This is a genomic window from Bradyrhizobium sp., assembly GCF_049798375.1.
In the GTDB taxonomy this organism is placed as follows: Bacteria; Pseudomonadota; Alphaproteobacteria; order Rhizobiales; family Xanthobacteraceae; genus Bradyrhizobium.
In genome coordinates this window covers 1-7,120 of sequence record NZ_JBARGP010000642.1, presented here as the reverse complement: position 1 = coordinate 7,120, position 7,120 = coordinate 1, and the positions used below count along the sequence as shown (strand labels likewise).

The window sequence follows — 7,120 nt, the reverse complement described above, 5'->3', positions numbered from 1 at the left end:
GGGCCCGGATGCCATAGAACGGGTGGAGCGAGGCGATACCCATCGCTTGGATCGGCGCGCGCGGCGAGATGATGGGTATCGCTTCGCTCAACCATCCTTACGCCCGCGATCTATCGTCCCGTCATTGGTTACCAGGACAGCAGCCGGATGCCGCGATTCGTAGCCCGGGTAAGCGAAGCGATCCCGGGAACAGTGTCGCTTGGACCCCGGGATCGCTCCGCTCACCCGGGCTAGGCGCTGCGCTGGCCTCAGGTCTATCAGGTGTTCTTCAGCGCGACGCGGAATTCGGCTTCGGTCTTGGCCTTGACCTCGTCGAGCGTGACACCATCGGCGAGCTCGATCAGCGCCATGCCGTCATTGCCATGCTTGTCGATAGTGAAGACCGCGAGATCCGTCACCACCATGTCGACGACGCGCTCGCCGGTCAGCGGCAGCAGGCACTTCTTCAGAAGCTTCGGGCCGTCCTTGGCGCTGTGCTCCATCACCACGATGACGCGCTTGACGCCGGCGACGAGATCCATCGCGCCGCCCATGCCCTTGACCATCTTGCCGGGGATCATCCAGTTGGCGAGATCGCCGTTCTGGGCCACCTGCATGGCGCCGAGGATGGAGAGATCGATATGGCCGCCGCGCACCATGCCGAACGAATCCGCCGACGAGAAGTAGCTCGTGATCGGCAGCTCGGTGACGGTCTGCTTGCCGGCATTGATGAGGTCGGGATCCTCCTCGCCCTCATAGGGAAACGGACCCATGCCGAGCATGCCGTTCTCGCTCTGCAGCGCGACGTCGACACCCGGCGGAATGAAGTTCGACACCAGCGTCGGAATGCCGATGCCGAGATTGACGTAGAAGCCGTCGCGCAGCTCTTTCGCCGCGCGCGCGGCCATCTGCTCTCTGGTCCAGGCCATCAGACTTTCTCCCCGGCTGTGGTCTCGCGCTTGCGCAAGGTGCGCTGCTCGATGCGCTTCAGCGCGGTGCCGACTTCGACGATGCGCTTGACGAAGATGCCGGGCGTGTGGATGTGATCGGGATCGATCTCGCCGGCCGGCACGAGGTGCTCGACCTCCGCCACCGTGAATTTTGCCGCGGTCGCCATCATCGGATTGAAGTTGCGCGCCGTCTTGCGATAGACGAGGTTTCCGGCGGTGTCGCCCTTCCAGGCGTGGACGATGGCGAGATCGGCGAACAGGCCGCGCTCCATCAGATATTTCTCGCCGTCGAACTCCTTGACCTCCTTGCCTTCGGCCACCAGCGTGCCGACGCCGGTCTTGGTGTAGAAGGCCGGGATGCCGGCGCCGCCGGCGCGGATGCGCTCGGCGAGAGTCCCCTGCGGGCAGAATTCCAGTTCCAGCTCGCCCGCAAGATATTGCTGGGCGAACAGCTTGTTCTCGCCGACATAGGACGAGATCATCTTCTTGATCTGATGCGTCTCGAGCAGGCGGCTGAGCCCGATGCCATCGACGCCGGCATTGTTGGAGACCACCGTCAGATTTTTCACGCCGGCGTCGCGAATTGCATCCGACAGCGTCTCGGCGATGCCGCAGAGACCGAAACCGCCGGACATGATCATCATGCCGTCCTTGAGCAGGCCGGCGAGGGCCGTTTTGGCGTCGGGATAGACCTTGTTCATGCGGAAATGACCTGATGCAAGGAAACGGCTGTCTGCCGAGAGCAGTCGGATTATTAGGCGAAATCTTCGCAATGCGTCAATGCGGCGCTCCCTGCGCTCGGCTTTCCTCTTGTGCGCTCACGCAAGGCGCGCTTTAAGCGGGCGCATGGATGCTTCGTACCGGGATGTTCCGGTGCGACAATAGGCTGCCGCCGCAATCCCGCCCGACCTGCGGCACGGCCTTGAAAGCGTCAAGAAAACCCATCAAGCTGTTGATGTTGGCAAGGGATTTCGGCGCACCCTGCCCGTCTCCAGGAACCAGCGCCCGCAACGACCCCAGCGACATCCACCATATGTCCGTGACCATGGCCCAAGGAATGAGGCGCCTCGGGACGCCGATTGCGGCGCTGCTCGGGTTGGCGCTGGCCGGTCTGGTGGCAAGTTCCTGGCTCGTCAACCGCGATGCGCTGCGCAGCGCGATCGAAGCCCAGATCCGCGCCGTGACCGGGCTCGATCTCATCGTCAAAGGCAACATCGACGTCTCGGTGTTTCCCGTCAGCTACGTATCCTTCCATGACGTCGGCCTGAAGGGCGGCGGCACCGACGATCCCGCACTGAAGGTCGACGTGCTGACGGCGAATCTGCGGCTGCTGCCGTTGCTGTTGCAACGCTTCGAGATCGCCGACGTGATGATGCTGCGGCCGCAGATTCACGTCGTGCGCGACCCGGACGGCACCAGCAACTGGACACCATTCATCCAGACCATCACGCGGACCATGCGCCCCGGCGCCGAGAGCCAAATGTCGTTCTCGGAAATCCGGATTCAGGACGGCATCCTGGCATTCGAGGATGGCGCCAGCCAGGCTGCCGAGAAGCTTGACGATATCGATCTGTCGCTGGCCTGGCCCTCGATCTCGCGCTCCTTCGCCGCGACAGGACAATTCGATTGGCGCGGCGAGCGCATCGAAGGCTCGGTCAGCATCAGCGACTTTCTCGCCGCCCTCTCGGGCGACCGCTCAGGCCTGAAGATGCGGCTTGCAAGCCCGCCGCTGAAGCTCGCCTTCGACGGCACGGTGGCCAACCGCACCAGCGCGCTGATGGAGGGCACGCTGACGGTCGACAGCCCGTCGCTGCGCGACGCGCTGCGCTGGACCGGACAGACGCCGCTCGGCGCCGGCGGCTTCGGCCGCTTCGCGCTACGGGCGCGCGCCAACGTGGTCGGCGCCTCGATTGCGCTCACCAACGTCAATGTCGAGCTCGACGGCAACACCGCTGAAGGCGTGATGACCTACAGCAACAATGGTCGCCCGACCCTGCAGGCGACGCTTGCGGCCGATGCCCTCGATTTCACGCCTTACATGTCGACCTTCCGCCTGCTCGCCAACGGCGCACGCGACTGGAACCGGCAGATGTTCGACCTCAAGGCGCTGTCGACCACCGACCTCGACATGCGTCTGTCGGCAGCCAGGGTCACGGTCGGCCCTTCCAGACTCGGCCGCACCGCATTCGGCGCGAACCTGCGCAATGGGGTGCTAGCGCTCTCGGTCGGCGAGGCGCAGATGTATGGCGGCATCGTGCGGGGCTCGTTCGGAATCGGGCGCGCCGATACGATGGCCGACGTCAAGGCTGAATTGCAATTCACCGACGTCGACTTGCAGGCCTGCGCCAACGAACTGTTCGGCATCTCCTCGCTCTCCGGCCGCGGCAATCTCAGCGTCTCGCTGACGGCATCCGGATCGAGCCCGTTCGGCTTGGCGCAGTCACTTGACGGCAGCGCCACGTTGAACGGTCATGACGGCGCGATCGCGGGCTTCAATGTCGAGCAGCTATTGAAGCGGCTGGAGCGGCGACCGCTGTCCGGCAGCGGCAATTTCCGCTCCGGCTCGACGCCCTACGACAACCTCACCGTCGCAGTGAAGTTCTCCGACGGCGTCGCCACCGCGGACGACATCCGAGTCGAAGGACCGACCGCGCGTATCAGCATGACTGGCACCGCCTCGGTGCCGACGCGTGAATATGATTTCAAGGGCGTCGCCAGCCTGCCGCAGGCGGCGAATGGCGGCAGCACTTTCGAGCTGCCGTTCGTGGTGCAGGGACCGTGGGAAGACCCGCTGATCTTCCCCGATCCGGAAAGCCTGATCCGCCGCGCACCGGCGGCGGCTCCGCTGCTCGATGCCGTCAAAGACAAGAAGACAAGGGATGCGGTGCGCTCGGTGCTCGAGCGCTTCACCGGCGGCCTGAAGCCGGCGCCGACGCCACAGGAAAGCCCGACGCCGACACCGAGCGAGACCCCGTCCGCGACCGATCAGGCCAAGCCGAATTAACCAAAACGGCGCGACGACGCAGTCCACACGACCTATGTCTGAGAAGACCAAGCTAGATCAGCCCTGGTCCGTGCGCTAGTGTCCCGGCCTTGAACCGATCGGACAAGATCGGCCAACAGGGAGAGACACGTGAAATCCAAAGGAATGGGTGCGCTGATCCTCGCAGTTGCGACTGCAGGGTCCTTTTGCGTTGCGGCACCGGCCATCGCCCAGGACACTATCACCATCTGGTGGGGCAAGGGCTTCTACAAGTCCGAAGACGATGCGCTGCTCAACGTCGTGAAGAAGTTCGAGGCCAAGACCGGCGTCAAGGTCGAACTGTCGCAATACGCGATCCAGGACATGATTCCGAAGACGGTCGCCGCAATGGATTCCGGCACCGTGCCCGATGTCGCCTATTCCGACACCTACGACGTGCAGGCGCAGGGCAAATGGGCCTATGAAGGCAAGCTCGAGGATCTCTCGGACATCCTGCTGCCGATGAAGGACGCGTTCGCGCCGAACACGCTCGAGACCGCCAATCTCTACAACGGCGTCACCAAGAAGAAGGCCTATTACGGCTTTCCGCTGAAGCAGCAGAGCATGCACGTGCAGATCTGGGGCGACCTGCTGGCGAAGGCCGGCTTCAAGCAGGGCGATATTCCGAACAAGTGGGAGGACTACTGGTCGTTCTGGTGCGACAAGGTGCAACCAGCGATCCGCAAGGCCACCCACGAGCGTATCTACGGCGTTGGCCAGCCGATGGGCGTCGAATCCACCGACTCCTTCCAGTCGTTCTACACCTTCATGGACGCCTACAACGTCAAGCTGGTCGACGACGACGGCAAGCTCACGGTCGACGATCCGAAGGTGCGCGACGGCCTGATCCATGCGCTGAAGGATTACACCGACACCTACATCAAGGGCTGCACACCGCCCTCCTCCACCACCTGGAAGGATCCCGACAACAACGTCGCCTTCCACAACAAGACGATCGTGATGACGCACAATTTCACGATTTCGATCGCCGCCAAGTGGTTCGAGGATTCCACCAATCCCGCCCTGACACCCGAGCAGCGCGCCGCCGGCAAGAAAGCCTATGAGCAGGACATCATCACCGCGTCCTTCCCCAACAAGCCCGACGGCACGCCGATCAGGTATCGTTCCGACGTCAAGACCGGCCTGATCTTCGCCAATGCCAAGCACAAGGAGCAGGCGAAGGAATTCGTCAAGTTCCTGATGCAGGAAGAGAACCTCGGACCTTACGTCGAGGGGGCGCTGGGCCGCTGGTTCCCGGTGACGAAAGCTGGACAAGCCAGCCCGTTCTGGCAGGCCGACCATCACCGCAAGGCGGTCTACACCCAGTTCATGGGCGGCACCACGCCGTTCGACTTCACCAAGAACTACAAGTTCACCATCCTCAACAACGAGAACGTCTGGGCCAAGGCGATGAACCGTGTGGTCAGCGAGAAGGTGCCGGTCGACAAGGCCGTCGACGAGCTGATCGCGCGCATCAAGGAGGTCGCGGGCTAGAAGCTAGGCAAACTGCGCGTTGGTCACCACCGGCGTCGTCCCGGCGAACGCCGGGACCCATAACCACCGGCCGTCGTGGCGACGCAAAGTCGGCAGACAGCATCTTCGAACACGAACGCCGGGGCGTATGGGTCCCGGCGTTCGCCGGGACCCATTGAATAAGCGGCAAGAGCAGCTCAAGAGTAACTAACAATGGCCATCACGCTTTCAGCATCCGATCTGGCAGTTGCACCGCGCACCCCGCGGCTGACGACGCCGCAGGTCTGGGGCATCGTGATGCTGGCGCCCTATCTTCTCGTCTTTCTTGCTTTCGTGGTCTATCCGGTCGGCTATGGGCTGTGGCTGGCGCGCCATCCGGCGAGCTATGTCGCGCTCTACAACGACCCGATCTTCGCGCGCACCGTCGTCAACACGCTGATCTTCCTGCTCATCGGCATCAATATCAAAATGCTGATCGCGCTGTTCCTGTCCGGCTTCTTCGTGCAGCAGCGCGCCTGGATCCGATGGTTGTCGGTGATCTTCATCCTGCCCTGGGCGGTGCCCTCGATCCCGACCATCCTGTCGGTACGCTTTATGTTCAATCCCGAATGGGGCGTGATCAACCAGCTGATCTTCCAGTTCACCGGTGACGACGGCCCGAACTGGCTGAACAATCCGGCGATCGCACTGACCATGGCGATCGGCGTGCACATCTGGAAATCGCTGCCGTTCTGGACTCTGATCCTGATGACCGGGCGGCTCGCGATCTCGAACGATCTGTTCGAGGCCGCCGATGTCGACGGTGCCGGCTGGTGGCAGAAATTCCGCTATATCACCTGGCCGTCGATGCAGACGCTCTACGTCACCTGCACGCTGCTGTCGATGATCTGGACGCTCGGCGATTTCAACAGCGTCTACCTGCTGACCGGCGGCGGCCCCGCCGACCTGACCCACGTGCTGTCGACGCTCGGCATCCGCTACCTGCGACTCGATCAGCTCGACCTGGCGATGGCCTCGATCGTCTGCGCCATGCCGCTGGTGCTACCCTTGGTCTACTTCATGATGAAACGGCTCTCCCGATGAAGCTCTCAGGCATTGCCGGAATCAACTGGCGCGACATCACCTGGCGTGACATCGGCACCGAGTCGGGGCTGCTCCTGATCGGCATCCCGGTCTTCATCTGGACCATGATCCCGATCTATCACATGTTCCTGTTCGCGATCTCGCCGAAGGAGGATGCGTTCTCCGGCAAGATATGGCCGGAGCATCCGACCCTGCACAATTTCGAGATCGTGTTCCGTGAGCAGCATTACTTCCTGCGCGACTTCTGGGTGCAGTTCGGCAACTCCGTGCTGATCGCGGCCGCCGTCGGCGCGCTGACGCTGATGATCGCGACCTGTGCGGCGTTCGCAATCTCGCGGCTGAAGGTGCCCGGCAGCCGGATGGTGATGAACCTGGCGCTGTTCACCTATTTCATCCCGGCCGCATTTCTGGCCGTGCCGATGTATCGCACCATGGGCAAATACGGCCTGCTCAACAACAAATGGTCACTGATCCTCGCCATGGTGACGATCGCCTCGCCTTACGCGATCTGGGTGCTGAAGCAGGCCTCAGACAAGCTGCCGGCCGAGCTCGACGAGGCCGCCGTGATGGATGGCGCCAGCCCCTTGCAGATCTTCCGCCTGGTCTATTTACC

General features: G+C 62.8%; 6 protein-coding genes. 4 read left to right on the top strand and 2 right to left on the bottom strand.

Annotated features, from left to right (window positions below):
• Positions 1-257: 257 nt before the first annotated feature.
• Together WA702_RS25225 and WA702_RS25220 are read right to left on the bottom strand one after the other, a co-directional pair.
• On the bottom strand, positions 258-908 hold the full coding sequence (locus tag WA702_RS25225) for a 3-oxoacid CoA-transferase subunit B (protein WP_425113262.1): 651 nt from the start codon (positions 906-908) through the stop codon (positions 258-260).
• Positions 908-1,630 (bottom strand): CoA transferase subunit A, encoded by a 723-nt coding sequence (locus tag WA702_RS25220; RefSeq protein ID WP_425113261.1) that lies wholly within the window; start codon positions 1,628-1,630, stop codon positions 908-910. The genes WA702_RS25225 and WA702_RS25220 overlap by 1 nt, the downstream gene beginning before the upstream one ends.
• 344 nt (positions 1,631-1,974) lie before the next feature.
• On the opposite strand from WA702_RS25220, the gene WA702_RS25215 reads away from it, so the two are divergent.
• The 4 genes from WA702_RS25215 to WA702_RS25200 all read left to right on the top strand — a co-directional run.
• Complete coding sequence (locus WA702_RS25215) at positions 1,975-3,933, top strand: AsmA family protein (protein ID WP_425113260.1); 1,959 nt, start codon at positions 1,975-1,977, stop codon at positions 3,931-3,933.
• Between the two features lie 129 nt (positions 3,934-4,062).
• A complete protein-coding gene (locus tag WA702_RS25210) occupies positions 4,063-5,445 on the top strand; it encodes an ABC transporter substrate-binding protein (protein WP_425113259.1) in 1,383 nt (460 codons plus the stop codon).
• Positions 5,446-5,637: 192 nt separating this feature from the next.
• Positions 5,638-6,507 carry a carbohydrate ABC transporter permease gene (locus WA702_RS25205; protein ID WP_425113258.1) on the top strand — a complete coding sequence of 290 codons (870 nt, stop codon included), beginning with the start codon at positions 5,638-5,640 and terminating at the stop codon, positions 6,505-6,507.
• On the top strand, positions 6,504-7,120 hold a 617-nt coding region (locus WA702_RS25200), incomplete at its 3' end, for a carbohydrate ABC transporter permease (RefSeq protein WP_425113257.1). The genes WA702_RS25205 and WA702_RS25200, both read left to right, overlap by 4 nt.

Excerpts from the sequence above, each read along its gene's own strand:
- WA702_RS25225 (WP_425113262.1), bottom strand. The coding sequence starts at position 908 with ATGGCCTGGACCAGAGAGCAGATGGCCGCGCGCGCGGCGAAAGAGCTG.
- WA702_RS25205 (WP_425113258.1), top strand. The coding sequence starts at position 5,638 with ATGGCCATCACGCTTTCAGCATCCGATCTGGCAGTTGCACCGCGCACC.
- WA702_RS25220 (WP_425113261.1), bottom strand. The coding sequence starts at position 1,630 with ATGAACAAGGTCTATCCCGACGCCAAAACGGCCCTCGCCGGCCTGCTC.
- WA702_RS25215 (WP_425113260.1), top strand. The coding sequence starts at position 1,975 with ATGGCCCAAGGAATGAGGCGCCTCGGGACGCCGATTGCGGCGCTGCTC.